The sequence below is a fragment of the Wenzhouxiangella sp. XN201 genome, assembly GCF_011008905.1.
Classification (GTDB): Bacteria; Pseudomonadota; Gammaproteobacteria; order Xanthomonadales; family Wenzhouxiangellaceae; genus Wenzhouxiangella.
This window is the reverse complement of the sequence record NZ_JAAIVI010000015.1, coordinates 1-26,145: the sequence shown is the minus strand read 5'-3', so window position 1 is coordinate 26,145 and position 26,145 is coordinate 1. Positions and strand designations below refer to the sequence as shown.

The window sequence follows — 26,145 nt, the reverse complement described above, 5'->3', positions numbered from 1 at the left end:
CCGGGCATCGGCATTGTTTATCAAGGCCGGCTGGGCAGCCCTGAATCACGCGGACTATCGGGCACGGGCATCACCTTGCGGAGAATTCTGACACCGGTGAAAGCTCACCCACGCGCATCACATGCGTGATACTCCGGTAGGCCCTGGCCGACTGGCTCGGGTCGTCTTCGAGCACGATGAGGTCGGCCAGCTTGCCGGCCTCCAGCGTGCCGAAATCATCCAGGCGCCCCATCGCGGCGGCGCCGTTACGCGTGGACATCACGAGAATCTCCGACGGCGGAATGCCGGCCGATTCCATGGCCTCGATCTCGGCATAGATCGACGGCCCGTGCACGGTCAGCGGATTGCCGGCGTCCGTGCTGGTCACGATCGAAGCGCCGGATTGAAACACCCGCGCCAGGTTGAGCCTGGCAATGGCCTGGCTTGCTCCGGCCGATTCAAGCCCGGCGAACACGCGCCCCAGGGCGCTCGAAGACACGCGCTCGGATGATCCCAGCGTGTCGGCCTCGGCAATCACTTCCCGCGTTCGTTCGTCCACGCAATTGTTGGGATCATCGACCGGCGGCGGGGTCAAACCCAGGACCACGCTGCTGACGGCGCGCCGCCAGTTCGCCCCGACGGTCAGGGTGGGCGCATAGTCGGCACCGGTTTCACGCAGTAACTCGATGAATTCTTCATCGACCAGGCGGTCTTCCACGCTATGAACCAGCATGGAGGCACCGGCGCGCAAGGCGGCCTTGGCGTTGCGCAGTTCGGTGGCGTGAACGATCAGTGGCAAGCCGGCCTCGCGGGCGGCTTCGCCGATCAGTTTCAGCCGCTTGTCCAGAGCATCCCGCTGATCCTTCGGCGGGTCTAGGTCGAGGTACCAGACCTTGATCGCCCGCGCACCCATTTCGACCAGTTTCGACACGCTCTCGAGGGCGGCATCATCGCTGGCCATCGACAGGAAGCTGTCGGTCCCCAGTGCGCTGATGACACCGAAAACGGGTTCGTAGTGGGTGATCAGCGGACCTGCCGCCTGGTAGTGCGGCCGGTTCGCGGCGTCCCCGGATGATTCGCCCACATCCAGCGTCCACGGCAAACCGCCCACATCATAGACGGCGGTCACGCCAGAACACAGGTAGGCCCGGTGCCAGCGACCAGGATCGTCGCGTAGGGATTGCTGCAGGGCCTCGTAGTCGTAGTGGTCAGTGCCGATCCCGCTGTCGGGCCGACCGTCCAGCCAGCCGGTCTGGGCATAGTGAACATGACCATCGACCAAACCAGGTGTGATGTGGCGGCCCCCCAGATCGACGGTATCCACCTGCTCAGTGAGCGGACAGTCGGTACGCGAGCCCACGCAGACAATCCGGTCACCTTCAACATGAATGACCGCATCGGCGAGCACCGGCCCGCCCCGCCCGTCGTGGACGGTTGCCCCGACCAGCGCAAGCTCTGCGGCTGCGACCGGAGTCGTGGCAAACACGACCAACAGCGGAATCCAGAATCTTTTCATGGTTCTACTCCAGTTTGAGTGCCAGGCTCAGGATGAAGGCGGTTCACCTTCATTTCATTGTGGTGTGATCCATATCGCCCTGATCAATTGCATTGGCAACAACAAAGACCCATTCTTGATCCGTATTCATTAGACTCTAATGAACCGACCCGACCGCACCGCATGACCACGTTAATCATAGCCGCCAGGCGCGGGCTAAATGAAATTCAGCAGTGGAGCCGACGGGCATTGTTCCGGCGGATCACCATTCCGATCGGCCTGCTCACGCTGGGCCTGCTTTTCCCGGAAGCGGGCGCCATCATGGTCGAGACGATCAGTGAAGCCTACCTGCAGGTCAGCGTCTTCGTCGCGGCCACCCTGACCCTGATCTACGGCGCCGAGCGTATTTTCAAGTTCGACATGGCGGGTTTCCTGGCCGGACACCCGCGCTTGCAGGTGCCGATCGCAGCCTTCCTCGGCGCCCTGCCGGGCTGCGGCGGCGCGATCGTGGTGGTCACCCAGTACGTCAATGGACACGTCGGTTTCGGGGCACTCATTGCCGTACTCACCGCCACCATGGGGGATGCCGCCTTCCTGCTGCTGGCGCGCGAGCCGGTCACCGCACTGATCGTTTTCGGCCTGGGCATGGTCGTTGGCACGCTCGGCGGCTACGTACTCGAGGCCATTCACGGTCGTGATTTCATGCGCCAGCAATCCCTGACCTCGGCCGAGGAGGCCAAACGACGGGTGGTGAGCCGTCGTCGGCCGGTTTCCATCCGGGCACTACACCCGGTCTGGATCGCCCTGATGCTGCCGGGCGTGATTTTCGCCATTCCGATCGCCATGCAGCTCGATCCAAACACCTGGTTCGGCGAGCTGGCCGTCTACCGGCCGGTCACCCTGCTGGGCTTTGTCGGTGGCGTGCTCGCCCTGCTGATGTGGGCAACCTACCTGTCTTCGGACCCGCATCACCAATACACCGCCGCCAATCCCAACGACCTGACCGCAACGCGCCCAACCACCGGATCGCGCGTGATCAGCGACACTAACTTCGTCACAGTCTGGGTGATTGCCGCCTTCCTGCTGTTCGAGCTCGGGGTGCACTTTTCCGGTGCCGACCTGGCCAGCTGGTTTGCCGTGTGGGCGCCGCTGACGCCGCTGATTGCCGCCTTGGTCGGCTTCCTGCCCGGCTGCGGACCGCAGATTATCGTCACCACGCTCTACTTGAGCGGCGCCATTCCGATGTCGGCACTGTTCGCCAACGCCATCAGCAACGACGGCGACGCGCTGTTCCCCGCCATTGCCCTGGCCCCGAAAGCGGCCATCGTGGCTACGCTCTACACCGGCATCCCGGCGCTGATTGTCGGTTACGGCGCCTACTTCCTGCTTCCCTGAGCGCCTCAGGCGGCGACGCCGAACAGACGTCCGACCCCGGCGGTGACCACCATCGCCAGGGAGCCCCAGAAGGCAACCCGGCCGGCACCGATCCACATCGAAGCGCCGCCGGTATGTGCGGCAACCGCACCCAGCCCGGCCAGCAGCGGCAGGCAGGCGCCGGCGACCGTCGGAATAACGAGTGGGAGCGGCGACAGCCAGGCCACCGCCAGAGGCAAGCCGGCGCCGATGGAAAAGGTTGCGGCCGAGGACAGGGCTGCCAGGATCGGACGTGCGCTGGTTTCTTCCGAAATGCCGATTTCGTCGCGGGCATGTGCGCCGAGTGCGTCGTGTTCCATCAGCTGCTCGGCGACTTGCCGGGCGAGTTCCGGATCGAGACCTCGCTGGCGGTAGATCAGGGCCAGTTCCTCGTGCTCGGCCTCGGGATTCTCATCCAGCGAGCGCTGCTCGATGGCCAGATCGGCCTTTTCGGTATCGGCCTGTGTGCTGACGGAGACGTACTCGGCCGCAGCCATCGACATGGCCCCGGCCATCAGTCCGGCCGCACCGGCGAGCAGGATATTCTCGTGCGTGGTGCTTGCCGCCGCCACACCGATAATGAGGCTCGCAGTCGACACGATCCCGTCATTGGCGCCCATTACGGCAGCGCGTAACCACACCGTCCGGTGCATGCGGTGCGGTTCGTGAGCGGGGGTGCCGTCCTGGGCGTGGCGTTCGCGTTCGATCACGGTTCAGGGACGAAACGCGACGATTCGCAATGGACCACCGCTGCCGCCGGCGATCTTCATCGGAAGGGCGACTACGAAGCTACCCACGGCCGGCAGTTCGGCCAGGTTGGTCACATTCTCGAAGCCGGGAATGTTTTGCTGGTAGAGAATCACGTGGGCGCGGAAATCCTGCGACTGGCCGTAATCGATACTGGGCGTGTCCAGGCCGAATGCGGCGATGTCGCGTTCTTCCACCAGCCAGCGGGCCGCGTCGGGATGGAGACCGGGGAAATGCAGCTCGGGTACCGCTTCGGCGCCGGTCATCTCGGTCCCGAGATAGGCCGCGCGATCGTCATAGCGATCTTCCCAGCCGGTTCGGCCCAGCACGATGGCACCCTCGGGCACTCGCCCGTGCTCGGCTTCCCAACGCTCGAAGTCTTCCACCGAGATGCGGTAGTCGGAATGGGCGCGGTCGGAGACGTCGACCACGGCCGCCGGTCCGATCAGACTGGTCAGCGGCACCTCGTCGGTGGTGTGCCGGCCCTCGGCAAAATGAATCGGCGCATCCAGGTGAGTGCCGCCATGCTCGGCGCTGGAGAAACGATATGAGGAATAGAACCAGCCGCCCTCGGTATGGCCGTGGGCCAGTTCCTCCAGTTCGAAGCCGCGGGTGTCGGTGGGCCAGTAGATCGAGTCTTCCGAAAAGGCATGGGTCAGATCGATCCATTCACCGCCACTGCCGTCGAACACGGAGGCAATCACAGCCAGTTCGTCGTGCGATGGCTTATCCGCGGCACTGACTGCGCCGGCAGTCAGGCCGACTGCAAACAGCGCACTGCCCAGGAAGGATCGAATGGATTGCCGTTGAATGGCTTTCATCATGTGGGCTCTCGCTCGTGGCCGGAATCCGAATCTAGCACATCAGCGTCCACGGTCCGCAGAAACGCTACACGCTCGATTACACGGACCTGTGGCCGCAATCAACTCCTTAAAGAGAAGCGGCAGTGACAGGCGGTCAACTGGCGCGCGATGAAACGTCCTGGAAACTGCCACGAACGGGTCGGGACAGGAAAGTCTTCTTGACCAGGCTCATCGACAGGGGCTGGCGCCGGTTCCATGGCAACAACGAGATGATTCGCGCCATGCCGCAATAACCGAAGAGCACCAGCGCCCAGGTGCCGATCGTGGGTATCCAGTAGACGGGTTGAAGCGGGGCGGGAAGCGCCACAAGCAACAGGCCCAGATACCACGCCCGAACCTGGATGGGAAAGGCCGAGAAGTTCTTCTCCCGCGCCAGATAATGGACCAGCTGGATAAGCGTGAGCGCAATGGCAAGCGGAAAGGCGAGGGGGTAGCCGCCCACCCCCAGGGTCAGCAGGCAGGCGGTGACGAGCCAGTACCACCAGCTGAGCTTGTTGTAGTCGATCATCAACATGGCGATCGCGCGTGCCGTCTATTGGGAGATACGGAATTGCACCCTTCGTGCCGCCAACGATTCAACAGCGACCGCGTCGATCAAGCAACCCGTGGGACGGAATTACCGAAACCCATTGCTATACATTGAGCTTCAATGTATAGTTCTGCCAGGTATTTGAAAACTGCCCCTCGAAAGGCCGCAAAATGGACATCAACAAGGACCTGATCGCCGCCTCCTCGACACCGATCGTGCTGGCCATTCTGGCCGAGGCCGACAGCTACGGCTACGCCATTCTCAAGCGCGTACGCGAACTCTCGGACGGGCGAATGGCATGGACCGACGGCATGCTTTATCCGGTGCTGCACCGGCTCGAGCGGCAGGGCCTGATCGAATCGCGCTGGCAGGTCGCGGACAGCGGCCGGCGGCGCAAGTACTACGGCATCACGCGCAATGGCCGCGGTCGACTCCGTGAAGAGAAACGGCAGTGGCAGGCAGTCAACGACACGCTACGCGACATCTGGGGCAGGATCGAACTTGTCCAACTCCAGCCCGAGGGCCATTGAATCATGACCAGTTCCGGTATTTCGCTCGAAGACCAGATCCAGCAATGGCGCAGTTACCTGCACCGCCGCCAGGCCATCCACACGGTCGATGTCGAGGAACTCGAGGACCACCTGCGCGAGCAGATCGCGGGCCTGAGCGAGTCTGGCCTGGACGACGACGAAGCGTTCCTGGTGGCGGTCAAGCGCCTGGGCAATCTCGATTCGCTCTCGCGCGAGTTCGCCCGCGAGCATTCCGAGCGGCTGTGGAAGCAACTCGTGATCCTGCCCGCGTCCCCGGCCGCGCAGCCGGCCGATCTCTGGATCGATGCGATCGTCGCCTTTGCCCTGGCCGTAGCGGCGGCGGTGGCCATCAAGCTGCCGGCTCTGTTCGGCCTGGGCCTGGACGATGACAACGCCGGTTTCTACGCGCGCAACATGTCGCTTTTCGTGCTGCCCCTGCTGACGGCCTATTTCATCTGGAAGCGAGAGATTGAATCTTCCACCACGCGCTGGCTGGCCGGCGCCCTGGTGGCCGCGGCGGTCATCATCAATGTTCAGCCCTTCAGCCCGGGCGGCAGTACGGAAATCCTCGCCGCCCTGCATCTTCCGATTGCGCTGTGGCTGGTCGTCGGCATTGCCTATGCCGGCGGCCGCTGGCGTGAAGTGGCCGGACGTATGGACTTCATCCGCTTCTCCGGCGAGCTGTTCATCTACTACGTGCTGATTGCGCTCGGCGGCGGTGTGCTCAGCGGTTTCACGGCCATGACCTTCCAGGCCATCGGCATCGACATCGAACCATTCTTCGAATCCTGGCTGCTGCCCTGCGGCGCAATGGGCGCCGTACTGGTCGCCGCCTGGCTGGTCGAGGCTAAGCAGAACGTGGTCGAGAACATGGCACCGGTACTCACGCGCCTGTTCACGCCGCTGTTCGCCGCAGCGCTGATCGCCTTCCTGGCGGCGCTGGCCTTCACCGGCCGCGGCATCGATATCGAACGCGACGTGCTGATCGGCTTTGACTTGCTGCTGCTCGTCGTACTCGGCCTGCTGCTCTACTCGATCTCGGCGCGCGACCCGCACGCGCCGCCCGGCGCGTTCGACATTGCCCAGATCGTGCTGGTGATCAGCGCCTTGCTGGCCGATGCCGTGGCGCTTTGGGCAATCAGCGCACGCATCTCCGAGTTCGGTCTCAGCCCCAACCGCGTCGCCGGGCTGGGCATCAACCTGCTCTTGCTGGTCAACCTGGCCGGGTCGGCTCTGCTCTATCTGCGCTTCCTGCGGGGACGGGCAAACTTTGCCGTCCTCGAACGCTGGCAGACCAACTACCTGCCGGTCTACGCCGCCTGGGCCGCCTTGGTCGTGTGCCTCTTCCCGTTGCTCTTCGGCTTTCAGTAAGCCATCAGCCCACGGCATTTCAGGCCAGCCAGCGGTAACCGCTTGAGTTCAGGAACAAGGATTGATCTTTCGTCGGGACAGGCGCATTCTTGAGTGCGCTGCCAAGGGAGGCAGCGCTTGATCCGCCGTTGCGGCGGAGAGGAGACTCAAGTGAAATATCATTTCCTGTTCGTTCTACTGATTGGTCTGGCCCTCGGCCTTCCGGCCACCGCACAGGAGCGTGCTCCGGACTCGGTGGCAATCCATCCTGAAGTCCATCACGTGCTGTTCGACAACGAGCACGTGCGTGTCTTCAGAGCCATCGGCTCGGCCGGTGAAACCAGCCCGATGCACAGTCATCCGCCGTTCGTGCTCGTGAGCCTGGGCGAAGCCCGTATGCAACTGACCCTGGCCGACGGCGAGAAGGTCATCTTTGACCTGCTGCCTGGTGATGTCCACTGGATGGGCGAGGGCGCCCAGCATTCCTGGGAGCTGCTCAGCGGCCACGCGCACGTCGTCGCCGTGGAAGTGAAGTCGGCCGTTCAGTAATCACTGCCCAAAACTATCGATGCCTGTTCGATCAGCTGAGGATCGAACAGGCATCGGCGTGGGTTTGACCCACGATCGCTCAGGTCACCGTCGCATGGTCCAGTATTCAACCGGTGAATTCGCCACCGTGCCGTGCCGGACGGTTTCGAATCCATGCTTCTGGTAGAAAGCCACGTTGCGTTCCTCGGCAGTTTCCAGGTAACAGGGCAGACCCTCCGCGTCCGCTTCTGCGAATATCGGCCTCAAGAGTGAGCTGCCGATACCCTGGCCACTGTAATCCGGATCGACACCAACTAGCGCCAGGTACCAGTGCCGAGGCGCGACATCCTGTTCCCGGAACGGCTCGATTTCCGCCATGGCGTTCATGAAGCGCCCGAAGGCTTCCTCGCCAAGCACCGCGGGCGATGCATCCATGCCAGCGGCTGCGATCCGGTTGTCTGTCATCTCGCTTGCATCTGGAGGAAGCCACACGGCGACACCGCGCGGCTCACCAACAGTGGTGAGGACACGACCGAACAATACGCCGTATCGAACCATGGCACTGAAGTGCCACGGTATGCGCGCCTGACGCTCTTCCTCGTCCGGGTACATGTACTGGGCCAATCCATCTTCGAAAAGCGCACGCGTAAGTACCGTGCCTGCGGCCGGGATCTGGTCCGGACTCAGATCAACAATTTCCATGATGGGTCTCTCCTTTTGTGGCGCGACACCCCGATATGATGGGCCGCATTGGCCTACTGCTCGCCGAGGCTTCGGGTGGATCCGAGCCCAGGAAGCCAGCTACGGTAGCCGGGAAGATCGAAGCCGCCTCATTGGAGCAACTCGTATTGTCCCAATTTCATAGCTGAGGCGGTTGTCGCGATAGCGCGCGGATCTCATCGCGTAAGGCGCTGACCTCATCCCGGACCGCGGCCAGCCCTTTGGCCCCTGCAACTTCAGCGTCGCTGCTATCGGCGTCACGGCCCACGAAGAATGTGGCGAGCGCTGCTGTCACGTAGCCGAAGATGCCGAAGGCGTACAGCGCCAGAAAGACGCACAAAACGCGACCCTCGCCCGTCTGCGGCCAATACTGGGAGCCCATTGTCGTCATGATCATCGCGGTCCACCAGAGCGACTCCCCATAGCTCTTCGGGCCCCCGGGCGCCTCGTTCTCAAAGGTGTACATGCCGGCCGCGCCGGCGAACGTGACCAGCACCGTCAGGGTGATCACATACCCGAAGCCCCGTCGGTTCAAGCTGGCGGCCAGCGCCTTCATGCCGCGATTCAGCGAACTGACGACACGGACCAGGCGCAACCCTCTCCCCGCCCTGGCCAGGCGGAGCAGCCGAAACGCTCGGAAAATTCGAAAGACCCGCAGAGCGGGAATCAGCAGCGAAATAACGGTCAGCCAGTTGCGCTTGAAGTAAACGGCCTTGTCCGGGGCCAGGACCAACTTCACAGCGAAATCGATAATGAATACGACCCAGATAATCATACCGAGGGAGAAGAAGAGCTGACTTTCTCCCTGAATCAGCTCCATTACCAGCAACACCAGCCACGCGAACGCCAGGATCACCATCGGCGTTTCCATCCACTCTTCCAAGCGATGGAGCAGCTCGTACCGCTCCCGCTTCAGCACCTCCGCATCCGCGCCTTTTTCGTCAGAATGATCGCTCATGTTTTTTTCGCTCATCGGCCACCCTCGCGTTCAGCTCATGCCAATAGCACTACTATTGGGGAACAGGGCCACTAAATTGCATCGTCTTGTCAAAGATAAAATAGCGGCCTGGTTCCAAGCACTTCCCACATGCTTAAATCAATTGCCACGATAGCGCGGCAGCAACGAGTGCTAATGCCGTTGCGTGACCCGTCAATAGCCAGGAAAATTGGTGACTCGATACCTTTGGAGACTTGGCCCCAAAGAAAGCCAAAGCAATGCCTGCGCTACTCGACAGCACCAATATCACCATAATTGGCACAGCCAAATACGCCACCAGCGGTGGATGTCCACCGGGCAACATCAGAGCCACAAAAGCCAAAATGAACCAACTAATACCTGATATCACCAGACAGATTGTTGATGACATCAATTGCTTGTTCATGACCAGGTTGTGCTCGCGTTCACACGGCTTCTAACGACGCGACATCAGGAAGGGCGTTACGAACTCCTTCCCATAGGACTCGGTCGCCCACACAACCTCACCAGATGGAAGCCGCTTGGTAGCAAGGGTCATGTCTGGATCCCCGGCGACCCAATCGGCTCCCGCATGGCCTAGATCCCGTACGGCTTTCGGAGAATCAATGAAATCGAGTGGCAAAGCCGCATCCTTACCTTTGGCATCGATTCGAGGTGAAACCCGCCACGTCATGCGAAGGCCGCTATCATCCACCTCCGCGTCGCGCTGTTCGAGGCTATAGGCCCCTTGAGCAAGACGAGCCGGGAAATGGAAGACAAAATGCCAGGTCCCAGCGCGGCCTTCGGCGTTGATATCTGTTCCGCTGGAGATAAGCAGTAAAACCGGCTCCTTCGAGACCTCCAGAGCTGCGGGATTCACAAGATCCAGCGCTTCGCGGGCCGTGACTGGACCGACTGTCTGCGGTAACTCTCGGGCCCCTTGCACGACTTCAGCAATGGGCGTTTCACTCCATCCAAACGGAGCGATCGCCAGCAAAACCGCCAGGGCAAGAGCGTACCTTCTCCAGCTCAAGGGCGTAAGAGGCACAATACGCTGGACGCCATTCCAATCAGCTGAGTGCCGCGGAGCGGATGATCGTGTGCATCCGCTTTTAACTTCGCGCGTGGGTTCTATGGTCATCAACAGCTAACCTTCCGTTGAGGTGCGTCCTTCCAAGAGTGACCTACTCGTGGCCGCGATCGCCTGAATCCCGACGGGCCAGATACTCGAAGACCTCCGGCAGCTTGGGCTTTTTCATGATGTTGTTCCAGACGATGACGATACGACCACTGTTGAGAAACCGGACAGCGTAGTTACTGCCGAGCCCCGCTCCTCCGTGCCCTGCGGCCAATTCGGTAGCTTCTTCGGAGAACGGCAACCGCGGCAGACTGAAGCCGTAGCCGTACGGATCCTGATGGGCCGGGGGCCAGGCACCCTCCGGGGCCTCTGAAGGTAGCGAGTGCGGCGTAAACATGCGTTCCCAGCTTTTCGCGCTCAGCAATTGCTCGGAGCCAAGGGACAGCATGAACCGGTGCATGTCCCGGAGGCTGGACGTCTGACCGCCATCACCGATGAAGAAGGGGAGCGGAGTGTCACGAACCTGGCCGTCCTGGGTGTAGTACTTCGGTACCCGATCCCCGAACACGTCGAAGTCGAAGACGGTGTCTTCCATTCCTAGCGGATGGAATATCTTTTCGTCCAGGACCTCGCCGAAGGGCTTCCCGTACTTGCTCTCTATGAGCATGCCCAGCAGTACGTAGCCGGTATTGGAATAGTGAAACATGGTGCCCGGCTCGAAGTCGAGTTTCATGCCCGCAATGGTGCGAAGGATCGACGCCCGATCTGCCTCCATGGGGATCGCACCCCGAAGTTGAATCATGAAATAGTCCGGTATCCCGGAGCGGTGCGAGAGCAGCATATGAATGCTTACCTCGCCTGCACGGGGATGCTCAAACTGCGGCAGGTGGCGACTGAGTGGATCATCCAATGCGAGCTTGCCTTCCTCCACCAGCTGCATGATCAGGATCGCGGTGAACATCTTGCCCATGCTGTTGATGTTGAACCGGTGCTCGGGGGTCAGGGCCTAGCCTTCCTCATGATCGGCGATTCCCCAGGCTTCCTTCAGGATGATCTCTTCACCTTCAGCGATCAGGATGCCGCCGTGGAAGTCCCCCTGCGCGTAGAGCTTTCGAACCAGTTGCTGTAGCTCAGGGTCTGTATCTGACGCGCTAGCCGGCTGCCCAGAAACGGGGTCGGTGCCGGCAAGCACCAGCAGAAATACAAACAGTGCGAAAAACCATGTCGGAGTATTCATCTGGGTTCCTCAGTCTTTATGCGTAGCGCCCTTGCTGCGATCGGCTACTGGGCGGGACCACAACCGCCCACGCCCTGTTGAACGGGCGGACACGGCACCGTGCCAAAAGAACAGAAGACACAGCAATCACCCGGCCTGGGCTTGAGCAGATCATGGCAAGCCTCACACTCATAAAAGTACTGACAGGCATCGGTAGGCATGATTTCCGTCTTTAGATGGCCACAGTTCGGACATCTGATTGTGGACTGCAAGACTGTCTCGGTCATGACGAGAAAACGCTCAAACAGGCTTGCCCACACACATGCATGGTGAACGTTGCACAGTATCCGGTAGTCAGACTACTCACGATGATGCCGTGCGATTTCTTCTTCGGTCAAGCGAAGGAAGCGGGCAGCGTTGTTGTAGAGAATGTCACGCTTGTCCCCCTCGCTCAGGTAATCTGCGGCTTCGATTGCAGCCAGGCTCGGTTCGATGACACCGGGCCACACCATCTGATCGGAGCCCCACATGACACGCTTGACGAACCCGGCCTCCACGATTCGTCGCAGGAAGCGGTGAAATTCCTCAGGGGGTTGCGTGTAAGTGAGTACGGAGATGTCTACATGAAGCTGTGGATGGGTGTAGAGCATCGCGAGCAATTCGTCGATCATCGGAAAGCCGGCATGCATGATGTAAATGCGCAGTTTGGGGTGCTTCACCAGCACTTCCTCGAGTGCCAGGGGATTGTGGAGGTGGGCGCGATAGCCGGGTGAGTTCAGGTAGCGCACGCCGGGCGCTCCGGGGCCTATATGGATTCCGACGGGAATTTCGAGTTCTTCCGCGAGCGCCCAGTAGGGCGCCATGCGTTCGTCGTCCGGTGCAAGACCCGCATACTGGTTGATGACTTCACCCAGGACTTCGACGCTGTCGCTTTCGATCATTTGTCGGAGTGTATCCGGGGACATCGACCCGTCGGTCCCGGCACCGAACGGTGTGTCGTCGGCCGCGCTGAACGCCAACCCGGGGATAAATCGCTCGGGTGCCGCATCTCGCCACTTCGCCACCAGGTTCGACGGGCCACTTACCACGGCGATGATGTTGCGCTTTTCCATGATCTCGAGCGTCTGTTGCATCAACGCCAAATCGGTCTCCGCGGACCAGACCGGGTTGGCACACTCCGGGTTCTTGGAGATATGCATGTACTGCGCTCCGTAAGGCTGACGCTGATCCCAGGTCGGCCACTCATCGAACGGTGCACAGATGGCAAGCGGCGGTTCACCCATCATGTCGACGGGAAAGGCATGCATGTGCATATCAATAATCGGAAGCCGCTCTTCTGCGGCAGCCGCTGAGACCAATAGCAGCATGCTCAGTGATAGTGACGTTAATTTCCAATTCATATTTAACCTCCCATTCCTATTAGCTCGCGCCTAGCTTAAGACCGAAGGGCGTAACGAAGACAGTGACTTTATGTGCCAGGATGTGCGCTGTACGGTCCGTACCCGACAGATTGTCGTTAATCGGCAGGCTCGAAAGTATCGCGGGTGCGCTCACACAAAGAAGAATGCCGGCCACAGCATTGAGCCGGATTCGCGATCAGATCCTTTTGGGCCTGCCATTAGCTACGTGCGGAAATCAGCAAGAAACCAAGCCAAACCGCAACAAGGCCAATCACTACGCTGGAAATCACATAGGCCCCAGCGATATATATTTCGTCGCGGCGGAGTAGATGAAACGTTTCCATTCCAAACGCGGAGAAGGTGGTGAATCCTCCGGCAATTCCGGTGAACAAAAACAGGCGAACATCCGGCGAGAAGTAATGGTGTTTTACGATAAGGCCCGACAGTATCCCGACCGTGAGGCAACCAAGGATATTGACTGCGAACGTCCCAATGGGAAATCGCCAGCTCGCCGCATGGTGAAGCGACCAGGCCGACAGAAGGTAGCGAAGGATAGATCCTATGGCGCCGCCAAAAGCAACGATCAGGGCTGATTTCACTTTATCTCCAACCGTTACCTAGTAACCACGCTTGATCCACTCAGCTCGGGAAAATGCTCACTTTTCTCGTGACGGGTCGCTATTCCACATGTCCACCACATTCTTCCAGGATCCGTCCTCACGCTTCTCCCATACGGTTATTACTTTGTTGTACTGAGTCACTAAATCACCCGTTGAGTCCGGAATGGTGATCTGATTTTGCTCGATCATGTAGCCCATATCTCCAGACTCAGCAACGTGAGCCTCGAGCGGCTCCCAGCTGATGCTAAATCCAGGAATCTCACCCGTGGAGGTCACGAACTCTCGGATCGCCTCTTTACCTCGGAGCGGAGGCTGCCCCGGCGCCATCATGACCGCATCATCAGACCAGTAACTCATGAGATCCTCCACGTCATCGCCAGCAGCCACAGCGGACCATTCCCGACTGAGATCCATTAGATGCTTCTCTTCTGCTTCGACGTCGACGTCCGGCGAACCACAACCACTGAGGAGCGCCAGTCCGGTGATAACTACAAACGTTTTGCTAGTCATGGGTTCTCCAAACGAAGAAGTAAGCTTGATAATACGATCCTTCCTTAATGTACCAGGAAACGGGGAATCCGCGGTCCGTTTGAATGCATAGCTGGGCCGCGCCACGAGATTATCACCCTTTTGCTGCGAAACTTAGCTACTACGTCGGTCATAAAGAATCTTATCCATCCACAGACTCCAGAGTAGGCTTCCCTCCTCGAATCTCGATATTGAAATAGCGCCCTGCAGGCTTGCAGAAGTACGTGACGCTCCACACATTCATAGGATCGCCATCTTTGGGCACCGAAAATCCATCAAGTGAGAAGACATGCCTCCAGTTGCTCGGCATTTCCTCCTCAATCCAGTCTTTCCAGGCCTTCTCGATAGCAGGCTTGGTTAGCAGGAAGAGGTCGTCAAGATTCGACATCCAACTTTCGCAGAAGACCACTTCATTATCCGTTGGGGATTCTAGATCGACTTCATCATGAGTTGTCTCGGCGTGGAACCCCACTCTGGAATCCGCTTCAGGGGTTGATTGGTCTAGTTCTGCCTCCCACCGAGTGTGTGACCCAGGCGGCCAAAGCCATAATCGATTGAAGTATTCATGCTCAACCCTGCGGACCGGGTTGCGTTTTCCTCGCACGATGTAGATGATTGCGCCGATCGCCATGAGCTCCAGGAGCAACGCAATTACGGGCAGCATGAACGCCCCCTGATCAATAAGGGCCCACAGCACGGGCAAGATTTAAGCGCGGAGGACACAATTCCCCGGTGCCTGCGTTTCTTAAGCATTGCCACCATGCGCCTCGGCGTCTATTTCCTGAGCTACTGGCTTGTAATCACCTGGGTGCGGAGAAACGTTAACAATTTCATCTATACGCTCATTCCTTCGCGGCACATTCCTCTCTAGGGTCATGAGCTTGCCATCATGCAGCACAACATTTGTTGTTCTGGTCGTCTCGTTTAATCTGTAACTTACTTTAGCTAAGCAATATTCGTATCCTGGATAAGGCAACAATGGCACGGATGATCGTTTCGGGTAGTACGCAGCTACTAACCTGCCTGAATCATGCCTTTGCACAAGGGAAACGGACTGTACTTGTTTCCTCAAGACATCAGACTCCTCCTCGGGCAAAGCACCAATCACTGAGTCCAATAGGAGCAACTCAGGCTTATTGAAACCAATCGTTCCGCCTCTCAGAAATGCCAGTACGCGTTCAAGCACGGCACGTTCGTCCTATGGACGCATAACGATTCAGAAAAGCGGCTTGCGCCCGGTTGAAAGCCGTCAGCGCCGGGGCATATTTCAGGGGCTTGTTAGCTGGCATACTGAAATACTGCCAAAATGATAAGTACCGATAGCCAGATCCACGCCGGAATTGCGATCAGTTGAGTATGTTTGAAACCGTTCCACTTCCCAAATACGGCCCCGTCTTCTGCGAGCAAGTGCGGGAAAATTGCCGCGCCGTAGGCCGCACCTGAAACCGCGAAGAATAGATAGCCCCTGACTGGGAAGAAATCGGCAGCTAGGATCTCTCCCAATCGGCCGCTGACAGTGTCGAACACATGCCCCAATAGCAGAATGATGGCGAGTGCTGGAAAGACGCCCCACCCGGAGTCTCTTCCAATTCTGAATCCGTACTCGCGGAAGTACATCAGCAGAAGGTACAGCGACGGTCCGCAAAGGAAAGTTAGCGCAACAATGGTTCGCACAGCCATATCTTATCCAACTCGAGCCATGAACTGCGGCTGCGAATTATCGGAGGCTGGACGCCGACACGCTAGCCAGAAATCTATTAAAGGATAGGCCAGGCTAACGACAGCGTCCAGCAGCATCCGGAGCCTCCAGTTACAGAGTACCTTTGTCATTCTGCTTTATTGATGGCAGTTCGTTTTTGAATTTACCTGATGTCCGCGTTTTTGGACTGCCTAACGGCTGAGTTTAGCTGCGATTAATCTCATGTGCGTTTCTGCAGCAGCACAAATGGGGAGGGGTCAAACATCATCTGCAGCAATTTGTCAGGTCACATTACGCCAAACGTCATTTATCAGTTGATTGAAGAAACCCGCTTTACCGGTCCAAACAAGATAGCCAATAGCCAGCACGTTCAGAGATACGGTAACCCAGAACGTGGTCAAGAACTCTCGCTTACTGGACTTATGCCGCAAAAGGCGCTGTGCTGCCAGTGCACCGGGCCAACCACCAACTAACCCCATTAAATGCAGGCTAGATTCAGGGGTGCGCCAGTTGCCCTGCCGAGCCGCACGTTTGTCCCAGCTATAGGCGAAAAATGTAATTACACTCGCCAGAATGTAAAAAGCCAGCAAGAACCACGATACTCGCTGAAAGCTAGCATAAACGATGAGGAAACCCACGAATAGCCCGGTAAACACTATTGGCCATGGGCCGATTTGACGTCTCCCCCCTGATTGCTTTTGGGGTTTCTGTTGGCCTGAAAAGAGGACGTTTACGGCTCTGGATTTACCGTTGTCGCCCTCGGAAAGTTCGTAGAAAACAATATCTCCGACTTGCGGTCGGCGTGACGCGCCAGAGAATTCCTTGATGTGAACAAAGACGGAACTGCCGTCCCCATGCCAAGCGATGAAGCCAAAACCCCGGCCATCGTCCCAGCGCGTGATTCTTCCCTGTAATCGCATGCAACAATTGCCTAGTGCGGCCTAACAGTGGGAGCCTCCCGCCACCGAGAGCGGTCGGGTGGACCGCCATGTTAGCGAAACCGCTTGTGATGAATCGGGGCTCCGTATTATATTCCTCGACTCACTCAGGGGGAGGAGGCGGTGCATCGCTGTTTGTGATTGACCACGCAATTCGCCAATGGCCATCTTCTTCCTTCTGGTAAAGCATGACGTACTTTCCAGCTGGAATGGATCCCGAAGCCTTCGTGATTCCACGTTCCACTGCCCATCCATCTGCGATGCGCAGCTCTGAAGATTCGAACTCGAACTTCATATCTGGTGGGGCTGCTGCCAAAGTCGACTGAATGAGCTCTAGTATGGAATCTTGTCCGATTACAGATGGCAGTCCAGCTGGCATTAAGATGCTTTGATTAGTATGAAGGGATGCGATTGTTGCCGCGTCTCCTCGGTTGAATGCATCCACAAATGTACGTCGGAGAGCGTCAATTGCTTGTTCTGTGGTCATGGCATTATGCGCGTCTTCATGAAAAACCAATGGCGAGGCGGAACTCACAGCGACGCGAACGCGGTGGGCGTCCGGCGGCGCCGGGCGCGCATTGCTTCTCTTGGTTAAGCGCGATGCCGAAAATTATCGCTTTTCCTCCATAAGCCCCACCAAGTTCCCATCCGGGTCCCGGAGAAACCCTGTCCACAGCTCATGGTCAGGCATTTTGGCAGCGAGTTGCGGATCACGCTCATTCTGGGCGCCGCGCGCAACGATAGAAGAGTGAACCGCTTCTATGTCAGAGACTTTGAAGTAGAGAACAGAGTTGGCGCCGACTGTTCCTGCACCTTGTGGAGTGCTGAGCATAATTCGCACCCCATCCGCATTCAGGAATGCAAGCTCAGGACCAGCGCTGAAAAGGAAATCCAATCCCAACGCATCGCGGTAAAAGCCCAGGGCTTGCTCAACATCACTTACCGTAATCGCAATCTGACCAATAGTGGATAGTTTTTTCATATCAATGTTCTATGTATAGTGCATAACGGATTTTCAGTACAGGGGCGCGACTGGGTGCTACAAGTCCGGGTCTCGGGACTGCTTTACCGACGAAGTGTCTGAGGAGAATGCGGATTTAGCCAGCCCGTGGGCGGCGAGAATGACCCAAAGAAAAATAAACAGCAAGAAAAGACGTTGGCCTAACCCGGCCAGCCCATAGGGTACGAATACCGTTGCAAAACCGACAAAAGCCATCGGAGACAGCCAGGACAGAAGCCGAAGCCAGCGGTATCGACCATGTAGTCTCCCGGCAACTCTCAATCGGCGCGAGGCAAGACCCGCACCGATCATGAGGCTCGATAGGCCGACGATACCGGATACGGCATGCCAGATCTGTTCGTCGGACGGCGGCGGCTCGATCCAGAGCGGCGGCGGATTTTCATTTCGGATCTGCAAGTCGCTGTCAAAGATCCCGCTCAGAAAAATACCCGTAGCTGCTACGACGAAGAACACGATCGCCGCCCGTGATTTCGCTTCCGAGCCCAACCCCTTGGACATCGCGAGGGCCAGCGCGAGAAGTCCGAAGCCCCAGCAGAAGAAGGCCGTCTTCATGAGCCAGCCCATTCGGCCTACGGCATATTCACTGCCGAACCGATAGAGGGGATTCAGTTCGGGCTGAATGATCAGAAAGGCGATGTAAACGACCACAAAGAAGAAGACGGTTCCTGCGATCGCAACTCGCGCATACCAGGTAACGGACATGTTTAGCAATCTAGCCCTCCATTGCGCCAACGCGCTCCAGAATTATTCCTCGGTCGCCTAATGCTTCGCATCAGCGGCCAAACCAGGAGCGTAGCGAGTGGTTTGGTCCGACCGCATGCAATTGTTTCTGATCTGCCCACCGAAGCTTCACGCACAATTCACAGACTCGGAGAGATCTTATATCCCAACATAATCTGGTGCCACATTAAAATGAAAACGCTTACAGGTTCACTTTTGGCAGTGTTCATACTTTCGCTCCTCTCTCAACCAGCATTAGCACAGGACGGAGAAACAGCCTTGGTGCCCTTACCCTCGGTCGTTGATTTCACCAAGGGTGATGACGGCTGGGCCTTCGGGTTGGGCCTGGGTGTTGAATACGAATCTGCTTACGAAGGATCGGATGAATTCGGCTTCGAAGTCCAGCCTGCTGGTGCGGTGCAATGGCGCAGAGGTGATGACATTTTCTTCTGGGCGGGTGAGGCGCTGGGGTGGCGTGGTCTTCGTGCTGACACGTGGCTATTCGAGGCCGCCGTGAGCTTCGATGAGGGTCGCGAAGAAAGTGATTCCGATGACGGTCGATTGGACGGACTCGGTAATTCAGATGAGGGTCTCGAACTCGTACTGCAAGCGCGACGTGCCTTCGATGCCGATTGGCGCTATTGGTTGGATGGCCGAGTCGTAACCGGTGAAAACGGGAATCTTGGTATTTTTGGGGTGGGGCGCCGCTTCGGCGAACAATACGACGGAACCGGTTCTGAACTTTCCATCGTTACAGTCTTTCACGATAGCGAATATGCCAATAAAGATTTTGGCGTAGACGCGGTGCAGTCAGCTGCATCGGGACTGAATGAGACCGACCTGAGCGGAGGATTTCGCTCGATCGGGCTCCATTACAATTATCGTAAATATATCAACGAGAATTGGCAGGTTTTCGGCGAGGCGCTCTATGAGCGCTATGGCAGCGACATTGAGGATAGCCCAATCGCGCGCAACAATTATGAAGGCGAAGTAGGCGTCGGATTCATTTACGTATTCTAGGCAGCGGCCGGTTTGTGGAGCGGGCGCCGAACAAACCGGCCCGACTGATGCGACTTGCTAGCGGGCCGTTGCACCATCACTATCTCTCATCACCTGCGGAGAAAATGCAGCGTACGCTGTAGCCAATGCTCCGAGTAACAGTACCCAGTCAATTTGGACGTCGAGCCGGCTAGCGCCGAACGCGCCATAGAAAAGACCCACAATCGTCAGGACTAGACACCACGGCCGCGATCTCAACCCACTCATTATCATCGTGAATCCGATTACGATTGACAACGTTGGGCATGGTATGAGCCCAGTTGGTGCGGCGTATAGGTATTCCATAGGAGTCGCATTATTGAGAAAATGAGGGTACATCCAGCCAAACCCAATCATTAACGCTCCTGGAACAGCCAGCCAAGCAGGTGCAATTTTTACACTCTCGCGTGACAAACGTCCGGCAATGGCGAGTAGAACGATAGCCGTCAGCGCGAAGGAGGCTCCATTGAATGGATTGGTGTGGGCCCATGCGAGAATGCTCACCGAGAGAAACGGCAACGCCAACAGAACACCGACGATGCGTCTTGATGGGCGCACACCGAGGACAATCACCAAAGCAAGGACTGCAAAGTAGCCATGCCACAAGGCGGCAAGCAAACGCCAGTCGTTGGCAATCGCTCTGAGGCCAACCAGTATTTCCTCGGGTGATGGCATAGTCGAGTCGCTCGCTAACGTCTGAGCTAAGCGGCGCGCCTCTGGCGGATCCGGTGGACGGCCGACAGGCCCGGAAAGCACTTGAGCGACTTGTTATGCGATGGGTTAAGCAACACGCTAAGCGCGCTTTGTCGTATCACTAGAGGCACGCTGCCTCCGCGGATGATACATGCGACTGGCAGCACGACAGCATCTTGCCTATTGTCCCTGTTTGCTTCTCTTTCGAAGCTCTAGCTTTAGTTCCGTCAACTCGTTGGCAATGCGTTTCAGCGAGATTGGGATCAGAGCGACAAAGTAGACTACCAAGCCGATGAAAAGAAAGCCGATAATCTGGCCAAGCAGGGTTGCTAAGTTGAACTCCATGTAAATAGACTCCTACTGAATAGTGGGCTAAATCGCATAACGCTCAAGCTCAGTCCCGCGGCTTTGCCGCGTCGACTGGAGCGCCTTGTTGGGCGCTATTCTTGCTATTGCTGCCCGCGTAGGTTACAGACCAGGCCGTTATGTGATTAGTCGATTGCTGCACGGCCCACCACGACTCGATCTCCGGTAGAAGCGCAATACATGCTTCTGTTGCAACTATTTCCCACGTGTGCCCCGGGCCCAAAAGTCTCTGCCACAACGTCGGGTCCGCACGAAACCAACTCCGGGTAGAGGATCCTCTTCGAGGCTTTACGGATCCCACAATCACTGTGCTTCCTCTGGCACTAACTGCGTCCATACCTTCCGACGGCTCGACGTGGAGGGTTACAAGAAAGCGGGGCAAGCCACGCTTCTCTAGTTGAATAGTGAGAACGTCCGTGCCGCCTGTCCTTGACCTCCTAAACTCGTGTAGAAGCTTGTTTCCACCGATACTCGTCGGCCCCTCAAACCCGAGCTTGCGCAGTTCCGGAAGAAGCCGCTGCGTAATCTGCTTCGTAAGATTGGCACGGCTTCTATTCATGAGCCCAACGTTTAGCTAAGCGCGCGCGTAAGCGCGTCCGGTGGAGGCCCGACAGGGCCGGAGCGTACTTGAGCGGCTTGTTAGGCTGTGTGCTCAGGAGGCTAGGGTTTCACTAATCTACTGGAGAAGGCCGATGCTCGGACAGAGCGCGCTCTACCGACTCAAGCCACGCTTTTGTTCGGGTGTTCCAGGATGGGTCCAACCGCTCGACCTCTAAGAAGCACGCCCTAGCAGACGCAAACGAGCCCAAGTGATAATGGCACTTTCCTAAATACCACTGGGGCAGCGGATCTCCGGGCCGCGCGACTACCTCGCCTTTTGATAGGTTCTTTGCTCGTTGGTACTCACACCTCGAAACTAGATCGTCAACCCTCTTCTCGAATGCACGTCTCTCAAGGGCGCGCCTTGTGTCCGGATGGAAAATCGGTAGACGTCTCAGGGCTGACAGTATAGCCAGTACAAATAGGGCAACCAAGATCAACAAGACAGTCAGGAGCCACTTGATCTGTCGGGCCTGGGAAAGGAGGTCAGCGGATATTTCAGTCATACGCCTGGAGTGGTAAGCCTAACTGGTAATTATGCTGCATGGCGCCTGGACGTGGGAATTTTCTTCCGGGTGGGCCCAGCAGCCATGACGGCAAAAATTAGTAGTGCCGCAAACCAAAGAAGAGCATTGTCTCTCGCACCTTCTCGTTCCGCCTGGATCCGAGCCATTAGAGTGGCATGCAAACTGGCCGACTGATCTCGCTGCAGCTGAAGCTCCTGACGCAGTAGCTGGGCTGTCTGACTGACGCTATCTGAGCCAGTCTGTGACGTCAATGGTACATTTGGGGCGTGGAGAAGATTTGCGTTTTTCTCAACATAGCCAAGGTGGAGATAGTTACCGACTGCAAGAGAGAATCCAACAGAGAACAAGGCTCCAGCAACAACTAAAAATAGTTTTGATTCAGGCAAATTTCTTAATCCTCATTTGCAGCATAACGATTAGCTAAGCGGCGCGCGTAAGCGCGTCCGGTGGAGGCCCGACAGGGCCGGAACAAACTTGAGCGACTTGTTATGCGGCGCTTACCTGGATGACTTCGCTGTATGAATGAGGCTCCGGGATAGGATCTCCATCCTCACGCATTCCGTCCAAGTGAAACTCGATGGCCTCGCGGATTAGCTGTAGCGCCTCTTGACGGGTTTCCCCGGCCGCCACGCATCCTGGAAGGTCGGGAACATAGGCACCCCAGCTCTCAGAGCCCTCTTCGAGAATGACTACATACTTCATAATTTCACCTATTTCTTCAATCCAGCTTGCTTCAGGGCGTTGTTGAGCGTGCCCGGGGGCAAATCTACATTAGGCTTCCCGGCAACGGTTACAGTTCCCAATTTTACAGGATGCCTGAATTGGCGGTGACTGCCCCGTTGACGGGCCTGATACCAGCCATCCTCCTCCAGAAGCTTGGTGAGCTCTTTCACCTTCATGTTGGTTATGACCTAGATCTCACGGGCCGCATAACGCCTGAGTTCAGCGGTTTTTGAGGCGACGCCTGTTTTTGCGGCAGCAAAAATGGGCGGTGGATCAAACGTCCGCTGCAACGATTTGTTAGGCGCATTCATTCCTGCCGGTCGGACGCCTTGCCAGTGAAAACCGCCAACTGAGCCTCGAAAGCACGTTTAAAGGCCGGCCGCGCTTCTCCGCGGGCGACATAGGCTCCAAGGTTCGGATAGTCATTCAGGATGTTCGATCCGCTCAGCCTGCGCAGAACCTGCACCATCAGCAAATCGCCGGCGCTGAATGTGCCATCGAGCCACTCTTGATCGCCAAGCCGAGCGCCAAGTTCGACCAGGCGGCTCCGGATGCGGTCCTCGACGATGGGCAGGCGTTCCTCCTGCCAGGCCTTGTCGCTCTCCAGATACAGAGAGACTTCACGTTGAACGATCACGGGCTCCACGGTGGATAGCGCGGCAAACATCCATGTGATCGCGCGTGCCCGGGCGCTCGCATCGCTCGGCAGCAGGCCCGCATGGCGCTCCGCGATATGGAACACAATGGCACCCGACTCGAACAACACCAGATCGCCTTCTTCATACGTAGGAATCTGTCCAAAAGGCTGGAGGTCGCGATGGGCGCCCTCCCTCAGCGTGCTGAAGGAAACAAGGCGAACGTCATAGGGCTGGCTTACTTCTTCAAGCGCCCAGCGCACGGGCATGTCACGCGCCAGTCCTTGGCCGCGATCAGGGGACTGTTCGAAAGCGGTGATAGTCGGGATCATAGAAAACTCCAGCGTAGATTATGCCATTGCTTCCGTTAGTCGAACGGCGCAACGCAAAATCGACACCCTCCAGATACTTCACCTATAGCCAGCTATGCGTCTAACGTTTGGCTAAGCGGCGCGCGTAGGCGCGTCCGGTGGAGGCTGACAGGCCGGAACGTACTTGAGCGACTTGTTATGTGATTGGCCATCAGCTCGCCCCGAATTTGTGGAGAGACGGGAAGAGTACGAGCAGAAGCACTGCAGCAGCAAGCACTGAAGCCTTTGCGGCTAACTCCAGGAGAGAGCTCCTCCAAATCCCTCTAGAGCCATCAGGATTGGAGAATCCACCGGGTTCTTCGTCATCGAGGGTTAGCAAGTGACCAGCAACCAGCCAACCGAGAAATCCTAAGAGCGTGTAGTAGTAGGCTACTCCGAAACCCCAGGAAAGCGCGATTGCCACCAGCGTAACTACAATCCCGAAAATAGAAGCCCACTTGGCAAATCTCATTCTGAAATCACATAACGTTTAGCTAAGCGGCGCGCGTGCGCGCGTCCGGTGGAAGCCCGATAGGGCTGGAGCGCACTTAAGCGGCTTGTTAGGGAATATCGGCGAGACGAAACCTGTTTCTATTCTAGGGTTAAAGCGCATCATTGGACGACAGTCTCCGGCCAATCATGCTACCGGCAAGGTAGAGAATGCTGGAAAAAGCAATGAATAGCAGTATAAAGAGGTAAAAATCAAACGGACCCCACGGCCGAAATGCGCTAAGTAGATTGGGAGTGATTGCAATAATTGAGCCGATCGTCGCTATGCAGGGAACTGAAGGAAATGGTTTACGCGCCGCTTTTATGGCTAGCAAGGCAAAAGTTAGGCCTACCACCGAAAGCGCTCCATATAGCAGGTGGAAAAAGAGTGTAAGAAACCAGGCACCGGACATTCCTACATCGCTCGCAAGGCCGTTGATTCCGCCAAATAGAAGAAAGGACAGCGGGCCGATAGTTAAGGTGGCAAGGAGTACTGTGGCAAACATTCTGGCTATACTTTTTTCCACAAACAGAGTATTCCCTAACGTCTGAGCTAAGCGGCGCGCGTAAGCGCGTCCGGTGGAGGCCCGACAGGGCCGGAACGTACTTGAGCGACTTGTTATGCATCTCGTTCAACGTAGCCACTAGCTGTCCTCACTGATTGGGGCAGGCTCCACTACGATTTGCTGGTTGATGAAGTCCTTTACGCGAAAGCTCTGATCGACCTCCAGGGAACCCGCGGTCTGCACTGGAAGGTTTTCTCCATGCAGTTTGCCCCAACCATTTGCAATATGGCGGCCGCGATCGCCTATTCGAATCCGTGTGTACTTGTACGGCCCCTGCCAAGGCCACCTGAGGAAGAGCCCCGGACCAACGAGCTTTATAAATTTTTGTGGTGAGTTCACAGCAACCCGCTCGCTCTCGCGGCAAATGCGGATGCTGAGAAGAAGCCCCAATGCGAGAACAGCACATAAAAGGAGGACGCCTTCACTTCGCATATAGAAGATCCATCATCGATGCATAACGTCTGAGCTAAGCGGCGCGCCGCTGGCGCGTCCGGTGGAGGTCCGATAGGACCGGAACGTACTTGAGCGACTTGTTAGGATTCAACGGAGCAGGTAGTTAGCTAAAACAGCGGCTACAGCACCACTTCCCACAAGAGGCACTATTACATACCTGATCCACCAGTGCCTCCGTTCTTCCCCGTATTTTTGGATGGGGCCGCCTGTAGGAGGAATGAGTTCCTTCCTATAGAGTGATTCTTGGGTTGATTCAAGCTGCTCTAACCTAGAATAGATGTCGCTGGTTCCCGGGACATCGATAGTCGAGATCAGGTCAAAGCCGTACTCGGTCTTACTGCTAGAGACCCTAATTGCTAATTCCGAACTCTGAAGCGCGTCAACGTAGCGATCAATGAAACTTCCGAGTGACTCGGGCAGATCCCATGAATGGAAGTCTAGCGAAATGGAATTAGAGATCTCGCACTGTCCGGCCAGTTTCTTTACCCAGATGGCATTGACATATCGAAACCCCCTTTTTGCCTCGTATATAGCTAAATCTACCCCCTCGGGGAATTGCTCACCTCGAAGACCCTGCAGCTGGCGGGGATAAAACTTCTGACCAACTTTTCGAGCGTGATTGGAATGAGTTTCAACTGTAAGAGGGAATCCGTCAATCGGCTCATTACTAAAATACGCCTCTAGAATGCTTTCTCCAATTTGTATAGGTCTACGCTCCATTACTTCACTGAGATCCTAACGTCTGAGCTAACCGGCGCCGGCTTTGCCGGCGTCCGAGTTGAGCGACTTGTTAGCCACACGGCTCGCTATGAACGTACCCGTTAATAGAAAGACCGAGGGTGCAATATCTTCCAACAGAAACCACAACACATCTGCAACAGAGGGCTGAAAATAAACCTCTCTTTCACCTAGCGCAACGCCGACGGCAAAAATGGCTAGCGCCAGAACGAGGCAGTGCGTGGTAGTAGCGCGGCTACTAAAGCGCCGGTAGCCCCAGCCAGCAGTGAAATAGAGGAAGAGAAGCGGCGGTAGCACCAGTAACGTGCCGAGCGGTAACCAGCTAGGCGAAATGGTAAAGGTCACCCCCTCTAGAACGGCGAAGTGCCAAGCAAGCTCAAGAGCGACTTGCACTGGATAGAGCGCCAGAGCGAGCAGAAATAGAAATACCAAATGCTTCATTGTGTGGCTAACGTTTAGCTAAGCGGCGCGGCGTTAGCCGCGTCCGGTGGAGGCCCGATGGGGCCGGAACGTACTTGAGCGACTTGTTAAGTGACAGCATCACTATTGCTCCTTTTCATCCTTTGGGCGGCCGTGTATCCCCCGTAGGTAAAGACAAAGGTCAATGCAAACAAAGTTGGTATGGCCGCTGGGCTCAA

Annotated in this window: 35 protein-coding genes; 5 read left to right on the top strand and 30 right to left on the bottom strand. The window is 57.2% G+C overall.

Translation table 11 applies throughout. From position 1 onward, the window contains the following. Positions 1–70: 70 nt before the first annotated feature. Positions 71–1,495: an amidohydrolase family protein gene (locus G4Y73_RS00230; protein WP_164228239.1), complete on the bottom strand. Its 1,425-nt coding sequence runs from the start codon at positions 1,493–1,495 to the stop codon at positions 71–73. Between the two features lie 228 nt (positions 1,496–1,723). Here G4Y73_RS00230 and G4Y73_RS00225 point away from each other — a divergent pair, with 228 nt between their 5' ends. Next, positions 1,724–2,869, top strand: a complete 1,146-nt coding sequence (locus G4Y73_RS00225; protein ID WP_205596425.1) for a putative manganese transporter — start codon at positions 1,724–1,726, stop codon at positions 2,867–2,869. 5 nt (positions 2,870–2,874) lie between these two features. On the opposite strand, the gene G4Y73_RS00220 is transcribed toward G4Y73_RS00225, so the two are convergent. From G4Y73_RS00220 to G4Y73_RS00210, 3 genes are all read right to left on the bottom strand, one after another. Beyond that, positions 2,875–3,540 carry a VIT family protein gene (locus tag G4Y73_RS00220; protein ID WP_164228345.1) on the bottom strand — a complete coding sequence of 222 codons (666 nt, stop codon included), beginning with the start codon at positions 3,538–3,540 and terminating at the stop codon, positions 2,875–2,877. Positions 3,541–3,600: 60 nt separating this feature from the next. Continuing rightward, a complete protein-coding gene (locus G4Y73_RS00215) occupies positions 3,601–4,458 on the bottom strand; it encodes a cyclase family protein (protein WP_205596424.1) in 858 nt (285 codons plus the stop codon). A gap of 133 nt (positions 4,459–4,591) precedes the next feature. Beyond that, a complete protein-coding gene (locus G4Y73_RS00210; protein ID WP_164228235.1) occupies positions 4,592–5,011 on the bottom strand; it encodes a hypothetical protein in 420 nt (139 codons plus the stop codon). Between the two features lie 185 nt (positions 5,012–5,196). Between G4Y73_RS00210 and G4Y73_RS00205 the strand changes: the two genes are divergently transcribed. The 3 genes from G4Y73_RS00205 (at position 5,197) to G4Y73_RS00195 (ending at position 7,455) form a co-directional block, all read left to right on the top strand. Beyond that, complete coding sequence (locus G4Y73_RS00205) at positions 5,197–5,556, top strand: PadR family transcriptional regulator (protein WP_164228234.1); 360 nt, start codon at positions 5,197–5,199, stop codon at positions 5,554–5,556. A gap of 3 nt (positions 5,557–5,559) precedes the next feature. Then, entirely contained in the window at positions 5,560–6,927 is a 1,368-nt protein-coding gene (locus G4Y73_RS00200; protein WP_164228232.1) for a permease prefix domain 1-containing protein, read from the top strand. 150 nt (positions 6,928–7,077) lie between these two features. Next, positions 7,078–7,455 carry a hypothetical protein gene (locus G4Y73_RS00195; RefSeq protein ID WP_164228230.1) on the top strand — a complete coding sequence of 126 codons (378 nt, stop codon included), beginning with the start codon at positions 7,078–7,080 and terminating at the stop codon, positions 7,453–7,455. A gap of 84 nt (positions 7,456–7,539) precedes the next feature. Here G4Y73_RS00195 and G4Y73_RS00190 read toward each other — a convergent pair whose 3' ends face one another. From G4Y73_RS00190 to G4Y73_RS00110, 17 genes are all read right to left on the bottom strand, one after another. Continuing rightward, positions 7,540–8,136, bottom strand: coding sequence for a GNAT family N-acetyltransferase (locus tag G4Y73_RS00190; RefSeq protein WP_164228228.1), 597 nt, complete (start codon positions 8,134–8,136; stop codon positions 7,540–7,542). Positions 8,137–8,293: 157 nt separating this feature from the next. Then, positions 8,294–9,127 carry an ion transporter gene (locus G4Y73_RS00185; RefSeq protein ID WP_164228226.1) on the bottom strand — a complete coding sequence of 278 codons (834 nt, stop codon included), beginning with the start codon at positions 9,125–9,127 and terminating at the stop codon, positions 8,294–8,296. 118 nt (positions 9,128–9,245) lie between these two features. Further along, complete coding sequence (locus G4Y73_RS00180) at positions 9,246–9,536, bottom strand: hypothetical protein (protein ID WP_164228224.1); 291 nt, start codon at positions 9,534–9,536, stop codon at positions 9,246–9,248. Positions 9,537–9,566: 30 nt separating this feature from the next. Further along, the gene (locus G4Y73_RS00175; protein WP_164228222.1) at positions 9,567–10,250 is read right to left on the bottom strand and encodes a hypothetical protein; all 684 of its coding nucleotides are present in this window, start codon (positions 10,248–10,250) and stop codon (positions 9,567–9,569) included. 43 nt (positions 10,251–10,293) lie between these two features. After that, a complete protein-coding gene (locus G4Y73_RS00170) occupies positions 10,294–11,190 on the bottom strand; it encodes a serine hydrolase domain-containing protein (RefSeq protein WP_276207513.1) in 897 nt (298 codons plus the stop codon). 3 nt (positions 11,191–11,193) lie between these two features. Further along, on the bottom strand, positions 11,194–11,424 hold the full coding sequence (locus G4Y73_RS00165; protein ID WP_164228219.1) for a hypothetical protein: 231 nt from the start codon (positions 11,422–11,424) through the stop codon (positions 11,194–11,196). A 44-nt stretch (positions 11,425–11,468) separates the two neighbouring features. Continuing rightward, positions 11,469–11,690 carry a GDCCVxC domain-containing (seleno)protein gene (locus G4Y73_RS13965; RefSeq protein ID WP_164228217.1) on the bottom strand — a complete coding sequence of 74 codons (222 nt, stop codon included), beginning with the start codon at positions 11,688–11,690 and terminating at the stop codon, positions 11,469–11,471. A 72-nt stretch (positions 11,691–11,762) separates the two neighbouring features. Next, positions 11,763–12,710: an amidohydrolase family protein gene (locus G4Y73_RS00155; RefSeq protein WP_205596423.1), complete on the bottom strand. Its 948-nt coding sequence runs from the start codon at positions 12,708–12,710 to the stop codon at positions 11,763–11,765. 311 nt (positions 12,711–13,021) lie between these two features. Further along, positions 13,022–13,402 carry a fluoride efflux transporter CrcB gene (gene crcB, locus G4Y73_RS00150; RefSeq protein ID WP_164228213.1) on the bottom strand — a complete coding sequence of 127 codons (381 nt, stop codon included), beginning with the start codon at positions 13,400–13,402 and terminating at the stop codon, positions 13,022–13,024. A 57-nt stretch (positions 13,403–13,459) separates the two neighbouring features. After that, positions 13,460–13,933, bottom strand: a complete 474-nt coding sequence (locus G4Y73_RS00145; RefSeq protein ID WP_164228211.1) for a nuclear transport factor 2 family protein — start codon at positions 13,931–13,933, stop codon at positions 13,460–13,462. Positions 13,934–14,093: 160 nt separating this feature from the next. Beyond that, positions 14,094–14,615 carry a hypothetical protein gene (locus G4Y73_RS00140; RefSeq protein ID WP_164228209.1) on the bottom strand — a complete coding sequence of 174 codons (522 nt, stop codon included), beginning with the start codon at positions 14,613–14,615 and terminating at the stop codon, positions 14,094–14,096. An 81-nt stretch (positions 14,616–14,696) separates the two neighbouring features. Continuing rightward, the gene (locus G4Y73_RS00135) at positions 14,697–15,137 is read right to left on the bottom strand and encodes a hypothetical protein (protein ID WP_164228207.1); all 441 of its coding nucleotides are present in this window, start codon (positions 15,135–15,137) and stop codon (positions 14,697–14,699) included. Between the two features lie 92 nt (positions 15,138–15,229). Then, the gene (locus G4Y73_RS00130; RefSeq protein ID WP_164228205.1) at positions 15,230–15,631 is read right to left on the bottom strand and encodes a hypothetical protein; all 402 of its coding nucleotides are present in this window, start codon (positions 15,629–15,631) and stop codon (positions 15,230–15,232) included. Positions 15,632–15,931: 300 nt separating this feature from the next. Continuing rightward, positions 15,932–16,570 carry a cold shock and DUF1294 domain-containing protein gene (locus tag G4Y73_RS00125; RefSeq protein WP_164228203.1) on the bottom strand — a complete coding sequence of 213 codons (639 nt, stop codon included), beginning with the start codon at positions 16,568–16,570 and terminating at the stop codon, positions 15,932–15,934. A 121-nt stretch (positions 16,571–16,691) separates the two neighbouring features. Further along, positions 16,692–17,075, bottom strand: a complete 384-nt coding sequence (locus G4Y73_RS00120) for a DUF4440 domain-containing protein (protein ID WP_164228201.1) — start codon at positions 17,073–17,075, stop codon at positions 16,692–16,694. A gap of 123 nt (positions 17,076–17,198) precedes the next feature. Then, a complete protein-coding gene (locus tag G4Y73_RS00115) occupies positions 17,199–17,570 on the bottom strand; it encodes a VOC family protein (protein ID WP_164228200.1) in 372 nt (123 codons plus the stop codon). A gap of 57 nt (positions 17,571–17,627) precedes the next feature. Then, positions 17,628–18,311 (bottom strand): DUF998 domain-containing protein, encoded by a 684-nt coding sequence (locus tag G4Y73_RS00110; RefSeq protein WP_164228198.1) that lies wholly within the window; start codon positions 18,309–18,311, stop codon positions 17,628–17,630. Between the two features lie 210 nt (positions 18,312–18,521). On the opposite strand from G4Y73_RS00110, the gene G4Y73_RS00105 reads away from it, so the two are divergent. Continuing rightward, complete coding sequence (locus G4Y73_RS00105; RefSeq protein ID WP_164228197.1) at positions 18,522–19,349, top strand: MipA/OmpV family protein; 828 nt, start codon at positions 18,522–18,524, stop codon at positions 19,347–19,349. A 57-nt stretch (positions 19,350–19,406) separates the two neighbouring features. Here the strand turns inward: G4Y73_RS00105 and G4Y73_RS00100 are convergent, their stop codons facing one another. The 9 genes from G4Y73_RS00100 to G4Y73_RS00060 all read right to left on the bottom strand — a co-directional run bounded on the left by G4Y73_RS00100 (position 19,407) and on the right by G4Y73_RS00060 (position 25,948). Continuing rightward, positions 19,407–20,042 carry a hypothetical protein gene (locus G4Y73_RS00100; protein ID WP_164228196.1) on the bottom strand — a complete coding sequence of 212 codons (636 nt, stop codon included), beginning with the start codon at positions 20,040–20,042 and terminating at the stop codon, positions 19,407–19,409. A 198-nt stretch (positions 20,043–20,240) separates the two neighbouring features. Then, positions 20,241–20,405 carry a hypothetical protein gene (locus tag G4Y73_RS00095; protein WP_164228195.1) on the bottom strand — a complete coding sequence of 55 codons (165 nt, stop codon included), beginning with the start codon at positions 20,403–20,405 and terminating at the stop codon, positions 20,241–20,243. A gap of 1,634 nt (positions 20,406–22,039) precedes the next feature. After that, complete coding sequence (locus tag G4Y73_RS00090; protein ID WP_164228194.1) at positions 22,040–22,255, bottom strand: type II toxin-antitoxin system HicB family antitoxin; 216 nt, start codon at positions 22,253–22,255, stop codon at positions 22,040–22,042. 8 nt (positions 22,256–22,263) lie between these two features. Continuing rightward, positions 22,264–22,452: a type II toxin-antitoxin system HicA family toxin gene (locus tag G4Y73_RS00085; protein WP_164228193.1), complete on the bottom strand. Its 189-nt coding sequence runs from the start codon at positions 22,450–22,452 to the stop codon at positions 22,264–22,266. Between the two features lie 131 nt (positions 22,453–22,583). Next, entirely contained in the window at positions 22,584–23,243 is a 660-nt protein-coding gene (locus G4Y73_RS00080) for a glutathione S-transferase family protein (protein WP_164228192.1), read from the bottom strand. A gap of 190 nt (positions 23,244–23,433) precedes the next feature. Further along, complete coding sequence (locus G4Y73_RS00075; protein WP_164228189.1) at positions 23,434–23,733, bottom strand: hypothetical protein; 300 nt, start codon at positions 23,731–23,733, stop codon at positions 23,434–23,436. A 130-nt stretch (positions 23,734–23,863) separates the two neighbouring features. Further along, positions 23,864–24,256 (bottom strand): hypothetical protein, encoded by a 393-nt coding sequence (locus G4Y73_RS00070; protein ID WP_164228186.1) that lies wholly within the window; start codon positions 24,254–24,256, stop codon positions 23,864–23,866. A 600-nt stretch (positions 24,257–24,856) separates the two neighbouring features. After that, positions 24,857–25,489, bottom strand: a complete 633-nt coding sequence (locus G4Y73_RS00065) for a hypothetical protein (protein ID WP_164228184.1) — start codon at positions 25,487–25,489, stop codon at positions 24,857–24,859. Between the two features lie 27 nt (positions 25,490–25,516). Further along, the gene (locus tag G4Y73_RS00060; protein ID WP_164228183.1) at positions 25,517–25,948 is read right to left on the bottom strand and encodes a hypothetical protein; all 432 of its coding nucleotides are present in this window, start codon (positions 25,946–25,948) and stop codon (positions 25,517–25,519) included. Positions 25,949–26,145: the final 197 nt, after the last annotated feature.

Bases quoted from the DNA above. Each gene is read 5' to 3' on its own strand.
- G4Y73_RS00230 (WP_164228239.1), bottom strand. From the start codon at position 1,495: ATGAAAAGATTCTGGATTCCGCTGTTGGTCGTGTTTGCCACGACTCCG.
- G4Y73_RS00220 (WP_164228345.1), bottom strand. From the start codon at position 3,540: ATGCACCGGACGGTGTGGTTACGCGCTGCCGTAATGGGCGCCAATGAC.
- G4Y73_RS00215 (WP_205596424.1), bottom strand. From the start codon at position 4,458: ATGATGAAAGCCATTCAACGGCAATCCATTCGATCCTTCCTGGGCAGT.
- G4Y73_RS00210 (WP_164228235.1), bottom strand. From the start codon at position 5,011: ATGTTGATGATCGACTACAACAAGCTCAGCTGGTGGTACTGGCTCGTC.
- G4Y73_RS00205 (WP_164228234.1), top strand. From the start codon at position 5,197: ATGGACATCAACAAGGACCTGATCGCCGCCTCCTCGACACCGATCGTG.
- G4Y73_RS00200 (WP_164228232.1), top strand. From the start codon at position 5,560: ATGACCAGTTCCGGTATTTCGCTCGAAGACCAGATCCAGCAATGGCGC.
- G4Y73_RS00190 (WP_164228228.1), bottom strand. From the start codon at position 8,136: ATGGAAATTGTTGATCTGAGTCCGGACCAGATCCCGGCCGCAGGCACG.
- G4Y73_RS00185 (WP_164228226.1), bottom strand. From the start codon at position 9,127: ATGAGCGAAAAAAACATGAGCGATCATTCTGACGAAAAAGGCGCGGAT.
- G4Y73_RS00180 (WP_164228224.1), bottom strand. From the start codon at position 9,536: ATGAACAAGCAATTGATGTCATCAACAATCTGTCTGGTGATATCAGGT.
- G4Y73_RS00175 (WP_164228222.1), bottom strand. From the start codon at position 10,250: ATGACCATAGAACCCACGCGCGAAGTTAAAAGCGGATGCACACGATCA.
- G4Y73_RS00165 (WP_164228219.1), bottom strand. From the start codon at position 11,424: ATGAATACTCCGACATGGTTTTTCGCACTGTTTGTATTTCTGCTGGTG.
- G4Y73_RS13965 (WP_164228217.1), bottom strand. From the start codon at position 11,690: ATGACCGAGACAGTCTTGCAGTCCACAATCAGATGTCCGAACTGTGGC.
- G4Y73_RS00155 (WP_205596423.1), bottom strand. From the start codon at position 12,710: ATGCATGCCTTTCCCGTCGACATGATGGGTGAACCGCCGCTTGCCATC.
- G4Y73_RS00145 (WP_164228211.1), bottom strand. From the start codon at position 13,933: ATGACTAGCAAAACGTTTGTAGTTATCACCGGACTGGCGCTCCTCAGT.
- G4Y73_RS00140 (WP_164228209.1), bottom strand. From the start codon at position 14,615: ATGCTGCCCGTAATTGCGTTGCTCCTGGAGCTCATGGCGATCGGCGCA.
- G4Y73_RS00130 (WP_164228205.1), bottom strand. From the start codon at position 15,631: ATGGCTGTGCGAACCATTGTTGCGCTAACTTTCCTTTGCGGACCGTCG.
- G4Y73_RS00125 (WP_164228203.1), bottom strand. From the start codon at position 16,570: ATGCGATTACAGGGAAGAATCACGCGCTGGGACGATGGCCGGGGTTTT.
- G4Y73_RS00120 (WP_164228201.1), bottom strand. From the start codon at position 17,075: ATGACCACAGAACAAGCAATTGACGCTCTCCGACGTACATTTGTGGAT.
- G4Y73_RS00115 (WP_164228200.1), bottom strand. From the start codon at position 17,570: ATGAAAAAACTATCCACTATTGGTCAGATTGCGATTACGGTAAGTGAT.
- G4Y73_RS00110 (WP_164228198.1), bottom strand. From the start codon at position 18,311: ATGTCCGTTACCTGGTATGCGCGAGTTGCGATCGCAGGAACCGTCTTC.
- G4Y73_RS00105 (WP_164228197.1), top strand. From the start codon at position 18,522: ATGAAAACGCTTACAGGTTCACTTTTGGCAGTGTTCATACTTTCGCTC.
- G4Y73_RS00100 (WP_164228196.1), bottom strand. From the start codon at position 20,042: ATGCCATCACCCGAGGAAATACTGGTTGGCCTCAGAGCGATTGCCAAC.
- G4Y73_RS00095 (WP_164228195.1), bottom strand. From the start codon at position 20,405: ATGGAGTTCAACTTAGCAACCCTGCTTGGCCAGATTATCGGCTTTCTT.
- G4Y73_RS00090 (WP_164228194.1), bottom strand. From the start codon at position 22,255: ATGAAGTATGTAGTCATTCTCGAAGAGGGCTCTGAGAGCTGGGGTGCC.
- G4Y73_RS00085 (WP_164228193.1), bottom strand. From the start codon at position 22,452: ATGAAGGTGAAAGAGCTCACCAAGCTTCTGGAGGAGGATGGCTGGTAT.
- G4Y73_RS00080 (WP_164228192.1), bottom strand. From the start codon at position 23,243: ATGATCCCGACTATCACCGCTTTCGAACAGTCCCCTGATCGCGGCCAA.
- G4Y73_RS00075 (WP_164228189.1), bottom strand. From the start codon at position 23,733: ATGAGATTTGCCAAGTGGGCTTCTATTTTCGGGATTGTAGTTACGCTG.
- G4Y73_RS00070 (WP_164228186.1), bottom strand. From the start codon at position 24,256: ATGTTTGCCACAGTACTCCTTGCCACCTTAACTATCGGCCCGCTGTCC.
- G4Y73_RS00065 (WP_164228184.1), bottom strand. From the start codon at position 25,489: ATGGAGCGTAGACCTATACAAATTGGAGAAAGCATTCTAGAGGCGTAT.
- G4Y73_RS00060 (WP_164228183.1), bottom strand. From the start codon at position 25,948: ATGAAGCATTTGGTATTTCTATTTCTGCTCGCTCTGGCGCTCTATCCA.